Source organism: Streptomyces sp. NPDC091271 (genome assembly GCF_044757505.1).
Taxonomy (GTDB): Bacteria; Actinomycetota; Actinomycetes; order Streptomycetales; family Streptomycetaceae; genus Streptomyces.
Genome location: NZ_JBIVVD010000004.1, coordinates 22,563 through 37,498, shown reverse-complemented (window position 1 = coordinate 37,498; position 14,936 = coordinate 22,563). Strand labels below are relative to the sequence as shown.

12 protein-coding genes and 1 pseudogene are annotated in these 14,936 nt (G+C 68.5%); 6 read left to right on the top strand and 7 right to left on the bottom strand.

Going from position 1 to position 14,936, the window contains the following annotated elements; all coding sequences use genetic code 11:
- The first annotated feature begins 80 nt into the window (after positions 1–80).
- Positions 81–1,040 carry a DUF1152 domain-containing protein gene (locus ACIQM3_RS16645; RefSeq protein ID WP_401624446.1) on the top strand — a complete coding sequence of 320 codons (960 nt, stop codon included), beginning with the start codon at positions 81–83 and terminating at the stop codon, positions 1,038–1,040.
- Between the two features lie 14 nt (positions 1,041–1,054).
- On the opposite strand, the gene ACIQM3_RS16640 is transcribed toward ACIQM3_RS16645, so the two are convergent.
- Positions 1,055–1,834, bottom strand: coding sequence for an SDR family NAD(P)-dependent oxidoreductase (locus ACIQM3_RS16640; RefSeq protein WP_401624444.1), 780 nt, complete (start codon positions 1,832–1,834; stop codon positions 1,055–1,057).
- A 319-nt stretch (positions 1,835–2,153) separates the two neighbouring features.
- Between ACIQM3_RS16640 and ACIQM3_RS16635 the strand changes: the two genes are divergently transcribed.
- A complete protein-coding gene (locus ACIQM3_RS16635; protein WP_401624442.1) occupies positions 2,154–2,984 on the top strand; it encodes a helix-turn-helix transcriptional regulator in 831 nt (276 codons plus the stop codon).
- A 53-nt stretch (positions 2,985–3,037) separates the two neighbouring features.
- Here ACIQM3_RS16635 and ACIQM3_RS16630 read toward each other — a convergent pair whose 3' ends face one another.
- Together ACIQM3_RS16630 and ACIQM3_RS16625 are read right to left on the bottom strand one after the other, a co-directional pair.
- Positions 3,038–4,231 (bottom strand): FAD-dependent monooxygenase, encoded by a 1,194-nt coding sequence (locus ACIQM3_RS16630; protein ID WP_401624440.1) that lies wholly within the window; start codon positions 4,229–4,231, stop codon positions 3,038–3,040.
- 89 nt (positions 4,232–4,320) lie between these two features.
- A complete protein-coding gene (locus ACIQM3_RS16625) occupies positions 4,321–5,247 on the bottom strand; it encodes a zinc-binding alcohol dehydrogenase family protein (protein WP_401624439.1) in 927 nt (308 codons plus the stop codon).
- A gap of 82 nt (positions 5,248–5,329) precedes the next feature.
- On the opposite strand from ACIQM3_RS16625, the gene ACIQM3_RS16620 reads away from it, so the two are divergent.
- Together ACIQM3_RS16620 and ACIQM3_RS16615 are read left to right on the top strand one after the other, a co-directional pair.
- Complete coding sequence (locus ACIQM3_RS16620; protein WP_401624437.1) at positions 5,330–5,797, top strand: MarR family winged helix-turn-helix transcriptional regulator; 468 nt, start codon at positions 5,330–5,332, stop codon at positions 5,795–5,797.
- A gap of 223 nt (positions 5,798–6,020) precedes the next feature.
- Positions 6,021–6,554 carry a DUF1648 domain-containing protein gene (locus ACIQM3_RS16615; protein ID WP_401624435.1) on the top strand — a complete coding sequence of 178 codons (534 nt, stop codon included), beginning with the start codon at positions 6,021–6,023 and terminating at the stop codon, positions 6,552–6,554.
- An 81-nt stretch (positions 6,555–6,635) separates the two neighbouring features.
- On the opposite strand, the gene ACIQM3_RS16610 is transcribed toward ACIQM3_RS16615, so the two are convergent.
- Complete coding sequence (locus ACIQM3_RS16610; RefSeq protein WP_401624433.1) at positions 6,636–8,213, bottom strand: hypothetical protein; 1,578 nt, start codon at positions 8,211–8,213, stop codon at positions 6,636–6,638.
- 126 nt (positions 8,214–8,339) lie between these two features.
- On the opposite strand from ACIQM3_RS16610, the gene ACIQM3_RS16605 reads away from it, so the two are divergent.
- Both ACIQM3_RS16605 and ACIQM3_RS16600 read left to right on the top strand, forming a co-directional pair.
- The gene (locus ACIQM3_RS16605) at positions 8,340–8,678 is read left to right on the top strand and encodes a hypothetical protein (RefSeq protein WP_401624431.1); all 339 of its coding nucleotides are present in this window, start codon (positions 8,340–8,342) and stop codon (positions 8,676–8,678) included.
- 81 nt (positions 8,679–8,759) lie between these two features.
- A complete protein-coding gene (locus ACIQM3_RS16600; RefSeq protein ID WP_401624429.1) occupies positions 8,760–9,317 on the top strand; it encodes a hypothetical protein in 558 nt (185 codons plus the stop codon).
- A gap of 22 nt (positions 9,318–9,339) precedes the next feature.
- On the opposite strand, the gene ACIQM3_RS16595 is transcribed toward ACIQM3_RS16600, so the two are convergent.
- From ACIQM3_RS16595 to ACIQM3_RS16585, 3 genes and pseudogenes are all read right to left on the bottom strand, one after another.
- The gene (locus tag ACIQM3_RS16595; protein WP_401624427.1) at positions 9,340–9,969 is read right to left on the bottom strand and encodes a hypothetical protein; all 630 of its coding nucleotides are present in this window, start codon (positions 9,967–9,969) and stop codon (positions 9,340–9,342) included.
- 174 nt (positions 9,970–10,143) lie between these two features.
- Positions 10,144–10,476 (bottom strand): annotated as a pseudogene (locus ACIQM3_RS16590) (MBL fold metallo-hydrolase); the annotation flags it as partial.
- 485 nt (positions 10,477–10,961) lie between these two features.
- Positions 10,962–14,663 carry an NB-ARC domain-containing protein gene (locus ACIQM3_RS16585; RefSeq protein ID WP_401624425.1) on the bottom strand — a complete coding sequence of 1,234 codons (3,702 nt, stop codon included), beginning with the start codon at positions 14,661–14,663 and terminating at the stop codon, positions 10,962–10,964.
- Positions 14,664–14,936 lie beyond the last annotated feature (273 nt).

Below are 14,936 nucleotides of genomic sequence, written 5' to 3'. Positions count from 1 at the left end.
AGTCCGGCTACTCCGTGGCTCCCTCGCCGCGATGAGAAATCAAGGGCGCCAGGGGTGCCGGGCCTTGGACAATGATCGACATGACGTCCCTTCACTCGAACCCGCTCTTCACCCGGCTCGCAGATGCCGAACGAATCCTCGTCGCGGGCGCGGGAGGCGGCTTCGACATCTACTCCGGCCTGCCGTTGGCTCTCTCCCTCCTGCATCAAGGCAAGCAGGTGCATCTCGCGAACCTCTCCTTCAGCGCACTCGAAGGTCTCCCGACCGATGACTGGGCTGCCCCCGACCTGGCCGCCGTCACTCCCGACTCCGCTCCGCACCAGAGCTACTTCCCGGAGCGGACCCTTGCTCAGTGGCTGCACCAGCACGATTACCCGTCCACCGTGTACGCCTTCCCCCAGACCGGGGTGCGTCCGCTGCGCAGCGCCTACCAGGCACTGGTCGAGCTGCACCGGATCGACGCCGTGGTGCTGGTCGACGGTGGTACGGACATCCTGATGCGCGGCGACGAAGCCGGGCTCGGCACTCCGGAGGAGGATCTGGCCAGCGTGGCGGCGCTGGCCGCGCTCGACGGCATACCGACGCGTCTCGTCGTGTCGGTCGGGTTCGGTGTGGACGCGTACCACGGCGTCAACCACTCACACGTACTGGAGAACATCGCCGCCCTGGAGCGCGACGGCGCATACCTCGGTGCGTTCTCCATACCGCGCGCCACCCGCGAGGGCGCCCTCTACCTTGACGCGGTGGAGCACGCCCAGCATCACACACCACAGCACCCGAGCATCGTGAACGGTTCGATCGCGGCAGCCGTGCGCGGCTCGTTCGGGGACGTCCGGTTCACCGATCGCACCCGGGGCAGCGAGTTGTTCGTGAACCCGCTGATGTCCTTGTACTTCGCCTTCGACCTCCCGGGCCTGGCTGCCCGATGTCTTTACCTGGACCGGATCGAGGACACCTACCTGATGCGCCAAGTCCATTCGCGCATAGCCGAGTTCCGCGAGTCCGTGGTGACTCGCCCGCCCCGCCGCTTCCCGCACTGAGAACGCCTGGAGGTTCATTCGGCCCGGTAGCGGGAGGCGAGTACGGGGCTCTGCCCGCCGAAGGCAGCGAGGTCGGCCTGGAATACGGCGTCGAGGAGGCGGGTGTCCTCGACGCCGGGCGCGCAGACGACTTCGCCGAGTTCGAGGCCGCGCAGGCCGGCCGTGACGACGTCCTCGGCGCTCATACGAGGCACGACACTCATGTCGAGACCCTGGCGCTCGTGGAATTCGGTGGCGACGACGCCCGGGCACAGGACCTGGACCTGGACGCCGGTGTCGTCGAGTTCGACGCCGAGGGCCTGGGACATGGCGACGAGGTGGGCCAGGGAGCCGGCGTAGACGGCGCGGCGCGGCATGACCGCCTTGTCGGCGGGACCACTGAAAGCGATCATTCCGGCCACGTTGATGATCTTCCCTCCGCCGCGTTCCCGCATGCCGGCGACGACGGCGCGGGTGAGCATGGTGGGGGCGAGCACCTTGACGTGGACGAGCTCGCGGGCCTTGTCGGCGGGCAGTTCGGCCAATGGCATGTAGTGGGCGACGCCTGCGTTGTTGACGAGCATGGTCAGCGGCTCGGCGGCGCAGATGCCGGCGACGGTGTCGATGCCGGCGTCGGTGGACAGGTCGGCGGCAACGGCGCGGACCGTGACGCCGCGGTGGGCGGATGCGAACTCCTCGAGGCGGTCCTTGCGGCGGCCGACGATGATCAGGTCATAGCCGTCGGCGGCAAGGCGGTCGGCGAAGGCCTTGCCGATGCCGGAGGTGGCGCCGGTGACGAGGGCGAGCTTGTCCATGGGGGGTGTGCCTTTCGGGTGCCGGCCGAAGCGGCCGGGGTGAGGCTCCGATGGAGTCAGGTGGACGGCCGGCCCGGAGTCTTTTCGAGAGAGGGCCGAGGTCCTCCTTCAGGCGTTGAGGCGTTACGGCGGTGCACGTGCCGCGCCGGCGCGTGTGCCCTGGCCACCGGCCCGATGAACCCACGACGGGCCGTGCAGGCGTTTGTACCTCTGCCCTGCCTTCATGGTCGGCGGGAAGCGCATGATCAGCCAGTGGACCCGTTTTCATGGGAATGGCGGTACCAGGACAGGTGACGCCTCTCTTGCCACAATCGATGGCATGGCGACCACGGAACTCGGCACGGCCTTGCGCCACTGGCGCGATCACATCCCGGCCGAGGCCGTCGGCCTGCCGGTGGGCGCACGCAGGCGCGCCACCGGGCTGCGCCGCGAGGAGTTGTCCCAGCTGGCCGGCGTCTCCGCCGACTACCTCGTCCGGCTGGAACAGGGACGCGCCACCAACCCCTCCCCCCAGGTCGTCGAAGCTCTCGCCCGGGCCCTGCGACTCACCCAGGACGAACGAGCCCATCTCTTCCGCCTGGCCGGCCTCGCCCCGCCAGGCCCGAGCACGGTCCCGCAGCACATCACTCCCGGCGTCCACCGCATGCTGGACCGTCTGGCCGGCACACCGGTCGCCGTCTTCGACGCCGCCTGGACCCAATTGCTCGCCAACCCTCTGTACACGGCACTCCTGGGGGAATGGCACGGCGACGACCTCAACGCGGTCTGGCGCAATTTCCTCAACCCGCACAGCCGCGTACGCCACACTCCTGAATCCAGGGGCGCACTCCAGGCAGCACACGCCGCCGACCTGCGCCGCACCGCCGGCCGCTATCCCGACGATGCGAACCTGCGGTCCCTCATCGCCGGACTGCGCCGTCGCAGCGCTCACTTCGACGCGCTGTGGGAGTCAGGCGCCGTCAGCGAGCACCAAGCCGCCCGCAAGACCATCGACCACCCCCACGTCGGCGCCCTGACCCTGGACTGCGACGTGCTCAGCATCACCGGCAGTGACCTGCGCGTCATGGTCTACACAGCTCAACCCGGCACCGTGGACGCCGACCGCCTGGCACTCCTCGACGTCATAGGGGCGCAGTCCCCCGCCGGGTGACGATCTGGCGGTCGGGTGCCCGACCGCGCCGAGCGAGCGCGTGGTGGCCCCGCTCACACACGGTCCGGCACCGGGGCGGCGGCTTGGAGGAGGCGCGTTTCGGTGACGGTGCGCCGAGCGCTGACTGCCAGGTGCAGGGCGAGCGCACGAACTCCGACCAGAGCACGGTTGGTCGGCACGAACCACTGGTGCTTCAGCCGTGCCATGCGCTGATGGGCCGTGATGAAGGGGCGCAGCCGGGCTTCCCACTCGGTCAGTGCGGCGGCGAGATCGTCGGGTCGCTCCACGAGGACGCGGCCGAGTTCCGCTCCGCCCTTCAGGGCGGCTGTGGTTCCCATACCGGAGAACAGGTTCAGGCACCACGCCGCATCGCCGGCGAGCACGACCCGTCCGGTGTTCCACCGGTCCATCTTCACCTGATGCACAGAGTCGAACAGGCAGTCCGTCGTGGTGGGCAGTGCGTCCAGGACATGCCGCACGGCGGGATGGTCCATGTCGTCGAACACGGCGCGCAGTCGCTCGGCGCGGTCTCCGGCGAACTGGGCGTCGATGTCTCTGGTGCAGTAGGTCAGCAGCGCGGTGGGCGCCCTGTCCGCCAGACCGAACACCCACACGGCGCGCCCGGAGCGGGCACTGATGAGACTGTCCTGCGCGCCGAACGACGGGGCCTGCTCGGGCAGCGGGAAGGCACAGACCATCGCGTTCCAGTCGGTCATGAAGCGTTCGTGAGGGCCGAATGCGAGCCTGCGTACGGTGGAGCGCAGTCCGTCGGCGCCGACGACCAGGTCGAAGGATTCGCGGTAGCGCCGACCGGTGGAGCTGTCCTCCAGCAGTACCTGCACCGCGGCGCCGTCCTCTACGATCCTCGACGGTGCGGTCGCGAAGCGGACCTCGACACCGTCGTCGCCATGCGGTCGGACTTGCCGCCAGAGCGCGGCTTCGACGTCACCCCGGACCATCGCGGTGGGGCGGCCCGGCAGGTCGAGCCAGCCCAGGGCGGGTCTGCGGTGGCCCCGGCGGCTCAGCGACCAGGTGGTCCCGTGCTCGGGGTTGCGGGTGTGCAGGGTGTCCAGGCCGAGGTCTTCGGCCGCTCGCATGCCCTCGGGGGTCAGGTTGATGAAGTAGCCGCCGGTGCGGCGCTCGGGCGCCCGCTCGATGATCACCGGTGTCCACCCGGCCCGGCGTAGTCCTACGGCCGCGGACATACCCGCGATACCGAGGCCCACGACCAGCGCACGTTTCTGCATGACTCACTCCTTGGTCTTCGTCCGGCTGCCTGCGAGTGAAGGGGTGGCAGGCAGCCGGGACACGTGAGGTGGGAGGTCGGCCGAGGGCTTCAGGGCACGAGGACCAGACGCTCGCCGGTCCTCTCGGACCACGCCTGCGCGATCCGGGCCAGCGGCACCGCGCGGGCCTGGACGTCGATGGCGCCCTCGGTCACCGCTTTCGCCAGTTCGGGCAGTTCGGCGATGAAGTCACGGGGAGAGACAGAGCCGATGCCGCTGCCCACGATCTTCAGCCGGGCCGCGCGCAGCACCGTGGAAGGGATCGGGGCGGACTCGCCCGCCATGGAGCCGATCTGGATCCAGGTCAGTGGGGCGGAGCGGTCGGAACGGGCGGTGAGCATGGGAAGCATGGCGCCGGCGGCGGGAGCGCCCCACACGAAGTCGAGGACGACATCGACGTCGGCTGCGGCAGCGATTTCGTCGAATGTGAGCGCCTGGTCCGCACCGAGTCCGGGCAGCGCCCTGAGGCGGGTGGTGTCGCGGCCCGCGGCGAACACCTGGGCGGCGCCGAACCGCTTGGCGATCTGGATGGCCATGCGTCCGGCGCTGCCGGTGGCGCCGAGGATGAGAACCCGCTGCCCCTCGCGGAAGGTGATGCGGCGGCGCAGGGCGACCCAGGAGGACATGCCCGGGTTCATCGCCGCGGCGATCCGTACAGGATCGACATCGTCGGGCAGGACGACGCTTCGGCGTACGTCGATCACCGTGCGCTCGGCGAAGGTGCCGAGGTTCGTGTCGTCCAGGACCGCGTAACGCAGGCGGCCGGCGGAGTCGCGTACGACGCCGTCGACGCCGGGCACCAGGGGGAAGACACCGGTGGCGGAGTAGTGGGTGCCGTCCGCCTTTGCCCGGGTCAGGTGGTGCAGGCCCGCCGCGAGGACGTCCGCGACGATCTCGTGCTCACCCCGGGCCACGGGCTCGGGGTGCTCGCCGTGGACGGGCGGTGCGTCGTACGCCGTGATGACAGCAGCATGCATGAGGGCTCCCCCAGTTGGTTTGCATTACCAATCACTATGAGAGTTATTGGTAATGCAAACAATGTCAAGTAGGGTTGCTCGCATGGCTCCCGAGGACTCGACGGACGACCTGATCGATGGCCTGGTCCGCAGCGCCTTCCAGGTCATGGGCGTGCTCACCCGCGTCGGCGCTGAGCACGACCTGTCCCTCACCCAGCTGCGCGTGCTCGGCATCCTGCGCGACCGGCGCCCCCGCATGAGCGACCTTGCGGCCTTCCTGGGCTTGGACAAGTCGACCCTGTCCGGCCTCATCGCCCGTGCCGAACGTCGTGGGCTGCTGACACGCGGTACCAGCCCCGAGGACAAGCGCGCCGTCGTGGTTCTGATCACCGACGAGGGACGCGACCTCACCCAGCGCCTGTACGAGGAAGCCCGGGAGGCCCTCGCACCGGCCACCGGCCGGCTCGATCCGGAACAGCGCGAGCAACTCGCGCGGCTACTCGAACCCCTCCTCTCCCCGCCGCTGGCGGCAACGCCGCGTCCCGAGCGCCCGGTGCCCGGTACGCCCTGAGCCCGGGACCGCCTGCTCGACGAATCAGAGGCCGGTATCCGGGTCCGACCGGCTTCCCCGCCTACTCGGCCGCGTCCTTCACCCGCTCCCCCCGGTGGATGGGCATCAGCTTGGAGGTCCAGGCACGCACGCAACCCCTCGGCCGGTGTCGTACGGTCGCGGTCGCGTATCAGTCAGCCATCACCCCTTCCCGACCTCGGGCCCCCATCGGATGATCGACCACATGGCGTTCTCTTCACCCCCTGTCCGGCTGTGGTTGCTCCCCAGTGCCGTCCTGCTCATCGGATCAGCGACCTGGGGGACGCTCCGCTACCCGCACCTGCCGGATCGGATACCGAAGCACATCGGGGCCGGCGGAGTGGACGCCTGGACCGACAGGTCGATCGGCAGCGTGTTCTTGCTGGTCTTCGTGTACGCGGGAACAACGATTCTGATGGCCGGATGCGCGGAACTGACACTACGAGTGACACCGCTCGATGAGCTGCCGCACTCCGACGCTTCGCCGTTCGCCGCCGCGCAAGCGACATCCCCCCTGCTCAACAGGCCGAGCAGCCGGGCCGCAGCACGCCGGGTCGCACGCGCTCTGCTGCTGTTCAACACCTGCATCGGCATCTCCTTCCTCGCCGGCTGCGGAATACTCTGGCGGTCCACGCCGGACCCGAACGTGCCCGCGTGGTTGTTCGCGGCGATGACTCTGCCGCTCCTTGCCGGTACCGCGGTCACCATCGCTGCGGCCGTGAGAGGCCGGAAGCGATGAACCGGCCGGCAGGACCCGCGACCGCGCAGGCCGAAGTGCGTTCACACCCGCTGCGCCTCTCGACAGCCGTCATGCCTACGGTCACCCCGAGGCCAGTTGCTCCGCTATCTCCTGGACCCAACCGGACGTCTTCGCGGGGTCGTTGAGGGTCTCAGCCCACGCTTCCGGCTCCAGCTTGTGCTTGGCCGGGCCGGATTTGAGTGCGATGAGCAGGGCCCTGGCGGACTCCCGCATCTCGGCCGTCGTGCTGCCACTCCCTGAGATGTCGGGACCTGCCGCCAGGGCGTAGATCTCGCGCGCCATGGCCTGCCGTTCGCCCTTCGACACCTTCTTCCAGAACTTCAGGGCATGCTGCAGCGACTCCCTGCGGGACTGGGCCTCCGCCGGGGTCTCACCCTGCGGGCCCCAGCGCTCGGGGTGACGAACCTCCTCGTAGCGCTTCGTGGCGGCGCGGAGCGCCTTGTACATGGTGACGCCGAGGACGAGGCCGGCCCCGGCCCCGGCGAGGCCCCATCCGACCGGGTTGCTCGCGAGCCCGGCTGTTCCCGCCGCGACAGCCGTCACGACGCCGGCCGCGGCCTTGGTGGACTCGCCCAACCCGCCGCCGACCGTCTCCTTGCCTATCTTGGTGAGCTGCTTCTTCTTCGCGTACCCCTGCAACGTGCTCAGCTTTTCCACGTCCTTTTCGGCGCGCTGGAGGCTCTCGGCGGCGTCACGGGCTTCGCCCATCGCCTCCCACGCGGCGTCGACGGCCTCGGAAACGAGCTCCAGCCGTCCCTGGCCCTCGTGTTTCCAGTAGGCGTCCAGCGCGACGTAAGCCTCCGCGGCGGCCCAGTTGGCCTGCTCCCGCGATTCGTTCAGCCGGGCCAGTGACCCCGCGTGGACGAGGTGGGGGTCCCCCAGCTCCTTGATCTGCTTGTACTTGCGGGCCGCTCCCCCGGCCCGGAATACGGCCCGCATGCCCTTGACCGCGCCGATGGAAGCGCTGGCGATCCCGCTCGCCTCGGACGCCACCGCGGCGTCCGCCGCCTTCTGGATCTTGGTCACCTCCTTGGCGATGGCGGCGCTGTAGCTTCCGGAACCGGCAGCGCCGACGACCGTGTCGGCCCCCTTGGTCCTGGCCTTCTTCTTCGCCGTGTGGTGGCCGGCCCCGGTCTCGTGCTTATGGGCGGTCTTCATGTTCTTGTACGCGTCCATGCCACTGACCACGGTGCCGGCGGCCTCCGTGAGGAGGTTCCCCGACGCTGCGGAGGTGCCCGAGGCGGCGGCTGAGTGCTTGAGTCCCTCGTTGGCCGCGACGGCGGCCTGCTGGGTGAAGGCCGCGTTGGTGGGCGTTTGGAAGCCTTTGATGAAGGTGTCGATGGGCTCGAGATTCTTCTTGAACCTGTCGAGGAGCCCGGCGATCCGGTCGCGATAGTTCTTCTTCGCTCCGGCGGACGCGTCGCCCTTCCCCGCAGCCCTCCCACTCCCGGCGTCCGGGGCGCGCTGGACCACCGCGGTCGCGGCACGGTTGCCGACGCGGGACTGCATCTCGAGGAGGGCGTGCTCCGTCGAGCGTGCGGACGTACTCCCGGTCCGGCTCCCTTCCCGACGATGCCGGGCCGACGTCAGAGCGGCTGCGGACCGCCGTGTCGAGGTGCGGTGGATCGGGGCGCTCATGGTTGTACCTCTCCTGTACCGGACCGGGCGAGGCGAAGGTAGCCGGGCCCGGCCAACAGAAGGGGTGCAGCGGGGAAAATCCTCACGGATGCTGCGGGATGCGTGTGGTGCGGGCAGTGGCACGGCATGCGGATGCGCCCGCAGGGCTGTGACAAGCGCCTGGGCGTAGGCACTCAGGTCCTCACGCCAGGTGGCGGCGCCGAACTCCGGGGGGACCGCTTCCGGGACGACCTGCTCGACCATCCCGTCCAGCAGGGTGTCCTTGTTCGGCACATGGTGCCGACAGCGGAGGGGCGGGGTGTGGCGGGGTTGCTGCGGCCGTACGCGAGAGGCTTTGCCGTTGTTGTCGGCCTGCAGGTCACCGGCGCCCCGGCCGGGCTGGTGCCGCTGCTCGCAGTGGTCGAACTGGGCGGCACCCTGCTCGCACCCGGCCCGGTCGACCACAGCATGTCCCGTTCGTCGTGACAGCGGGTGCGGTCGGTCTGCTCGGCAAGCTGCTGTTCACGGCAGCGGCAGCGCGGGTCTGGCCATCTGCTGGACGGGCGGGTGCAGTTGGCGTTGCGCCGACAGCTTGCCGCGCGGCTGGGGCGGGTGCCGCTGATGATGACCCCCGCTTGGCTGCGCGAACAAGCCGCCTTCGACGCGGCAATGACGCGGATCGCAGGCTCAGGAGTGGAGTTCGTCCAGGGCATCGCGGTGGTCAAGGCTTTCGGCGGGGGTGAGCGCGCCCACCGGGAGTTCCTCGACGCCACCGATGAGTTCGTCGCGACCTTCGACCGCTGGGTGCGCGGGATCTCCCCGATCGCCGCAGGGATGCAGCTGGTGCTCTCGCCCCCGTTCGTGATGCTGGCGGTGTTGACCGGGAGCGCGGCACAGCGGCGGGGCCATGGCCCCTGCCGATATGCTGCCGTTCCTGCTGCTGGGGCTCGGGCTGACCGCACCGGTGGCGGCGCTCGGCCACGGCTTCGACGAACTGCAGGCCGCGCGCCGCGGGGTCGCCCGGATCAGCGAGGTGCCGGCGCTGCCGGAGCCCCGGGCAATGCCTGGTTCAAGGGCTGCGACACCACCAAGGCTGACCTCGTCTGCACGATGGCCAAGCCCTGAGCACCAGGCCGGCCGGCTGCGTTCAGTGCAGCGGCGCCCAGTCCTCGGCCGCATCCGTCAGCCACGACCTCTGCGGGTCATCCCAGATCAGGCAGCCGTGAACGATGCCTGGCACGCCGGACGAGCCCATCAGATCAGCGGGCCCAGCCGTCAAGGTGCGGTGCACGGCGCCCAGGTAGGCGGCGATCGACGGATACTGCGGATCGTCGATCCCCTCAGGGAGCTCCCAGGATCCGACACCGTCGGGGCCTGCGTAGTGGCCGGACTCAGGCCCGACTTCGTCCCGTGTGAGCCAGGGAACGATCGGTGCGCCCCACCCGCTGCTGCCGCCGAGAAGCACCGCGGACATGGCTTGCTCCGGAGTGAATATGATCCCGCCGGGCAGGAAGGCCCCCGAGCCGACCTCTCCCTCGTCGTCGCCTTCGATCTCCTGGTGCTCCACCCCACCGCAAAGCCGCCACAGCGCCTTCAACTCGGCAGGCAGTCCGTACCCGAGGTGTTGTCTCAGCTGATCACCCGCAGCGGTGATGTACTCCTCCGGCGCCGACGGCAGCAGGGAGGCATACGACGTAGGAGCATGTTCCGCCAACCACCGGGTGAGAGCCCCCCATGCCTCGGCAAGGGCTTCGTGCTCATGGCTTCGTATCGCCATTCGGCCACCGTAGCAACGGCTGCCCTCTGAGGCTCGGCACTCCCGACCGGCCCCTGTGGACGAGGAGTTGCCCCCCGAGAAGGCATGTGATCCAGGCAGATCACCCTTCCTCGTCGGGCAGGTTCCCCGAGAAGTGCATACGGGCGAGCTACTGAAGATCGCCCTTGCCTTCCATCACCGCTCGCCCGCGAGGTCGACTTCCTCCCGGTGCACCGGTGCCGCATCCGCGACCTCGGAGCGGCTCCACGAGCGTGCGGCAGGTGCCGACACCGCACGCCACCACGCATCCGAGGGAAGCTCCCCTGCCGGTTCGAACGGCTCACCCGGGCGGGGGAAGGCAACCGGCTGCCCCGCCTCCTCGGCCACGTCCTTCATCCACTCCCCGGGCTCCGCCCACGGATGCGGGGCGAGGTTGAAGGTCCCCCAGTGGATGGGCATCAGCGCGCCGTGCGGCCTGCCGCCCTGGAGGTCCAGGTGCGCGCGCAGGCCCTCGGCCGGTGATGGATGTCGGGCCAGAAGTCGTTCTTGATTCATTCAGCCCACAGCGACTCGACCGCCTCCCCAGTCCAGCTCGTCCTTCGGCCGCGACTTGGTTAGCAACTGGTCACAGATGCCCGCCTCGTTCCAGGCTGCCAGGCGCCACAAGCAGGTCACGCCCGTGCCGAAGGCAAGTTCCTAGGGCAGTCAGGCCCATTGGACCGGTGTGCAGAACTAACAGTATGGCCGCCCAAGGCTTGACGGTCGGGCACTCACCACCGTCCCTCCACCAGCTTCGGCGGCAGCTCGGGCAGCAACAGGCTCAATCAGCAGCCGAAGCGTCGTGGCTGGCATGGGAGACAGGGGTTGCGCTGGCCCAGAGGTAGGCCGCCGCCGTGGCTGACACTCTTCTCGGGGCCGGGCCGGCCGCGGCCAGAACGTCCTGGTGGTACGCGCCGGACTGGCCTTGGCTGTTACCGCCTCCATCTCTCTGGCCTGTGCAAGGCGCTGGTGAGCTATCTGCGGCGCCCTTTCCGCTGAGCACGGGCAGTCCGCGACGGCTGTCGGCGGACTGCCGTTGCAGCTGCTCCCGGAACGGTCGCGCCGGGCTGTATGCGCACGGAGACCAGGGCGGCGGCGAGTAGCCCGTTGTCGCTCGCCTCGGCGATCCGGTGGTGTACTTCTGGAGGAGCTGTCATGAGTTGCCGGTGCGCGGGCGGGTCGTGGAGGGCCAGGCCGTAGCCATACAGCACGAGCGCGCTGCCACGGTTGCGGGCTGCCTGCCGCCACCGGCCTGATGCCGTCGCATTGGCGCGTGCGATGACGGTGCCGTCGTCATGCTCGAGGGTCAGCCTTTGCCCCGCCACGGTGAGCGTGAGGTGCTTCGGTGAGGGGATGGTCGGCTGCGGCCCGATCAGGCGACGCAGGCCCTTGTCGCAGGCCCGGTGGATCTGCAGCTCGACTGACTCACCGTTCTCGGTCGAGGTGGCGCCAAGCATCTGATGAGGCTGCAGGATGACCAAAGCTCTCGACGTTGGCAACAGCTTCTGAATTTCAGGTAGGAGGATGTCCACGGTGGAGCGGCCGGCGAGGATCCCGTAGACGGGGTCCGTGGATAGCGACAGCACCGAATAGCAGCCGGCCTCCTCGTACGCGGCACGCAGGTCCTCATTGGCCTGCAACATCGGTGAGAACTCGGCAAGCACGGCTTCGCCGGCCTCTTGCTGGAGGCGGTGTGCGGTCTCTCCCGCAACGGCTGACAGCCGCGGGATTAGTCCCTGGAGAATCCTCTCCCACACACTCCCGGGGTCATGTGGATCGGTGAACGTCTTGTCTCTCAGTCGGGCAAGCAACCTAAGGGGTGCCGCTTCTTTTGCGCCCTCGTGCACCGCGCGCCAGCCGTCGTAGACCGCCTGCAGCAGGATGAATCGTGCTTCGTCGGTGCCTGTCTCGTACGCTGGATTCTCGGTGATGCAGGTCTCTTTCAGCAGCCGTCCCAGCAACTGCACGGCGTGCTGCTCCCCGGTCAACACCCATTTCCACGCGCCCTGGCAGCCGACGTTGTGCACCAGGTGATGCACTGCAAACCCGTGGAGGGTGTGGGGGCCGGCATAGGGCAGGAAGTCGGTGAATGCAGCATCGGCCTCGACCCACTTGTCCTGCAGAACCAGCGCCTCGACCAAGAGGCGTCTGAAGTCGGCTGTGCTCGACGCCCACGGATCGGCGCAACTCGCCAGGGCCTTGGCTGCAGCGCGCTCGGCGCGCTCGGCCTCTCCCTGCCGGATCAGATCCTGGATCGCCAGGAGGCCCTGCACCGTATGCTCCCTCTCGGGTGAGGGGAGACCGTCGGCGAGGGAACGAAATCCCCTCAGCAGCTCCTCCAGCCCAGGGTCGGCTTCTCTGCGCAACTGCATCTGAAGGATCAAGGAGGCCTGGGCCGGCAGGTCGGCGACGTTGTCGTGCAGGCGGCCGTCAAGCCTACGCAGATAGGCCAGCACAGGGCCCAGGTAGTGGGTCATGCAGGCGGCGGCGCCGTCTTGCTTGCGCAGCTGAACGAGATGGGCGAGTGACGTGCTCGCCTGGGCGGCCATCCCTTCGTCCGGGTTGCCGGCCTGCACCAGCCATTCCAGCTCCAGCTCCAGCAGCCGCTGCGCGGACTCGTACTGGCCATGGGCATGATGAAACGCGGCAAGGTTGCCCATGAGCAGAGCGGTGAAAGTATCTGCTGTCCCTGCCGAGTGGATGTGCCCAACAAGAGCAGTGGCGTGCTGAGCCAGCTCCCAGCTACGCTCCGCCTGACCGGTGAGCAGAGCTCCGCGCAGCCAGCGGTCCGAGTGGAAGGCAAGGACCGACAAGGCGGCCGTAACCTCTCCGCCGGTCATTCCCAGATAGCGGGCGATGATCTGCTGCAGGACCGCGTTCATCGATACGGTGTCCTCGCTTCCGGGGACTGACTCACCCCGGGCTGGCAGCGGCTCGTCCCACCGTACGAGGGAGACATTGAGTAACTCGCGCATGACCTCCCGTACCGGGATCTGGGTCTCATCGAAGACCAGCCATCTGGGAGATGGTGGCATGTTTTCGGGCTCGTAGAACGCGCATGCTGCAGCGAGATGCACCGGCGCCCGGCGCGGTGCGAGCCAGCACAGTGCAGCTACCGTGTTTAGAGTCGGTTGCAGCAGGCCACGGCCTTGTGCGCCGCTGATGAGGCGCTCCATGGTCAGCGCGACCGCTGCGGCCAGAGTCCGCGGATAGCCGGCAGGCACCGACTGCGCATCGTCGGCAGCTCGGTGCACCAGGGTCTCCGTATAAGCAGCAATCCGCTCCACGCCAACCCCGCAGCTGACCAGATAGCCACACGCCACCTCGATCGCCAATGGCCAGTGCTCCAAGACGTCAGCCAGCTGGGACAGTACCGACGCCTGCTCGGTGGCCTGCTGTGCACCGACCGACAGCCGCAGCTGCAACAGCTCAAGTGCTTCCTCGCGGCTCATCGGTTCTAGACCGATGAGCCCGTCGGTCCTCGGCCAGTGGCCCCCCAGCGCCGTCACGATTACCCGGCCGTGCCCCCGCCGGGGGATCCAGGCGCCGGCAACGGACGCGCTTGCGTCGTCAAGAATCATGAGCCAACGCCCGGGTAGCGACTGCAGCTCGGCGTGAACCCGCTCACAGATCAGCCGTGGGTCACGCACCTCCGTTTGCTCCGCACTGCCCGTTAGGTGTGCCAGCATCCGGACGAACGACGCCACCAAAGACTCTTGGCTCTCGGCGTCCACCCAGAACACAGCGTCATAGCGGAAAGCTTCAGCCGCGATGTACGCGGCGGCGAGACTGGATTTACCCAGACCCGACAGACCTGTGATGACACACGTCCGCACACCCTGCGCCGAATCGTGCCCACCCAGCAGTACCTCGCCTACCTTCTCGACGAGGTGCGCCCGGTCCACCTCCGGGACAGGAGGCGCCTGCCCGAACACGATGCCCAGATCCTGCCGCCCCAGAGCCGTGCGCAGTTCCTCATCACCGACCAGCACTGACCTGCGGAAATCACTCACATCCCATTGCGCCAGACCGGGATCAGCCGCCCGACGCATGACTTCGGCCACCAAACAGCCCAACACGAGCCCGCCGGACTGCCCGGACAACCCCCGCCCCGCCCTCTCACGCTCCAAGCGCAGCGCACTGTGGAGGTCCTCACGCAACTGCTCATCACTGCGGGCATCGAACTCTATGCCCGAACGCCCCAAGCGCTCCCAGTGCTCGGCGGACAACGCCTGGCAGAGGCCCCAAGCGGCCGGAGCCCGTGCCAAAAGCTCTTTGAGACCCACCTTGAGGCGCGGAACGTCACCACCGTGGCGCTTCAACAACTCATGGAGATGCAGGCACCCTTCGTCCGGGACAGCGGACGTGATCAAGCGGTACTGGTCGGCTTCGAAGCCGGTGACCAGATGAACCAGCACCGACACAGCCTCGCGCGCCCGCGCGGACCGTCCTGCGCCAGCGCTCTTCACCTGCACCGCAAGCAGCGAGCGCCCAGAGGCATTGATCAGGTCGAAATCGACCGAATCCACATGGTGGACAGACACCGCATTTCCGGGCCCCTCGACACGACAAGCAGTCGCTTCGCCCTGCTGCATGCCAGCCAACAACGCCTCTACCGTACGCAGGTACTGATACTGGAATCCGCGAGCAGCAACGCGCCCACCATCGATCGCCACACAACCCCCTTGCGCCGAGTGCTACATGCGTGACTCAGACTAGGCGCGAGGTGTGACAACGAAGGGCAGTCTGGCCATATGTGATGGCTTCCAGCCCGGAAGGCTCAACCCCAGATGCAAGTGGGACTTCCGTGACGGTTCCCCGAGGGCGTGAGCAGAGCCGCAGAGCGGGCAGGCTAGTGGGTGCCATCGTGCCCATGGCCAGATCATGAATGACATCCCGGGCCTTCTTGGCCGGTCCGCACCACTACGGCAACCTGCGGACCGCAGGTA

Excerpts from the sequence above, each read along its gene's own strand:
- ACIQM3_RS16610 (WP_401624433.1), bottom strand. The coding sequence starts at position 8,213 with ATGAGCGCCCCGATCCACCGCACCTCGACACGGCGGTCCGCAGCCGCT.
- ACIQM3_RS16615 (WP_401624435.1), top strand. The coding sequence starts at position 6,021 with ATGGCGTTCTCTTCACCCCCTGTCCGGCTGTGGTTGCTCCCCAGTGCC.
- ACIQM3_RS16595 (WP_401624427.1), bottom strand. The coding sequence starts at position 9,969 with ATGGCGATACGAAGCCATGAGCACGAAGCCCTTGCCGAGGCATGGGGG.
- ACIQM3_RS16640 (WP_401624444.1), bottom strand. The coding sequence starts at position 1,834 with ATGGACAAGCTCGCCCTCGTCACCGGCGCCACCTCCGGCATCGGCAAG.
- ACIQM3_RS16625 (WP_401624439.1), bottom strand. The coding sequence starts at position 5,247 with ATGCATGCTGCTGTCATCACGGCGTACGACGCACCGCCCGTCCACGGC.
- ACIQM3_RS16605 (WP_401624431.1), top strand. The coding sequence starts at position 8,340 with ATGCGGATGCGCCCGCAGGGCTGTGACAAGCGCCTGGGCGTAGGCACT.
- ACIQM3_RS16645 (WP_401624446.1), top strand. The coding sequence starts at position 81 with ATGACGTCCCTTCACTCGAACCCGCTCTTCACCCGGCTCGCAGATGCC.
- ACIQM3_RS16630 (WP_401624440.1), bottom strand. The coding sequence starts at position 4,231 with ATGCAGAAACGTGCGCTGGTCGTGGGCCTCGGTATCGCGGGTATGTCC.
- ACIQM3_RS16635 (WP_401624442.1), top strand. The coding sequence starts at position 2,154 with ATGGCGACCACGGAACTCGGCACGGCCTTGCGCCACTGGCGCGATCAC.
- ACIQM3_RS16620 (WP_401624437.1), top strand. The coding sequence starts at position 5,330 with ATGGCTCCCGAGGACTCGACGGACGACCTGATCGATGGCCTGGTCCGC.